Annotated in this window: 1 pseudogene; it reads right to left on the bottom strand. The window is 46.3% G+C overall.

The window, feature by feature from the left end:
* Window positions 1-255, bottom strand: a pseudogene (locus tag JWG39_RS16315) (IS1634 family transposase); the annotation flags it as partial.

Here is a 255-nt window from a genome sequence, read left to right as displayed (position 1 = left end):
TCTTGGGATTTTCTGCGTGGAGGCCTGTGAGTTTTTCGCTATTTTGCTGTAAACCTCGACGAACGACAAACTCAATCAGCGTTAAGGCTCGCAAGGCTATACTCAGAAGATTTGTCAGACCTTCAACTTGGTCATTTCTTTTGACAAAGACAGGATCTAAGGAGAGCGGAGCTCCCTTAAGACGATGAAATCCTCTTTCGATTGTCCACTCGTCGCGGTATGTGAGCACTGCGTTTTCAAAGCTCAACTGGTCAG

This window comes from Desulforhopalus vacuolatus, assembly GCF_016918505.1.
Lineage (GTDB): Bacteria > Desulfobacterota > Desulfobulbia > Desulfobulbales > Desulfocapsaceae > Desulforhopalus > Desulforhopalus vacuolatus.
This window is presented reverse-complemented; position numbering and strand designations above follow the sequence as displayed.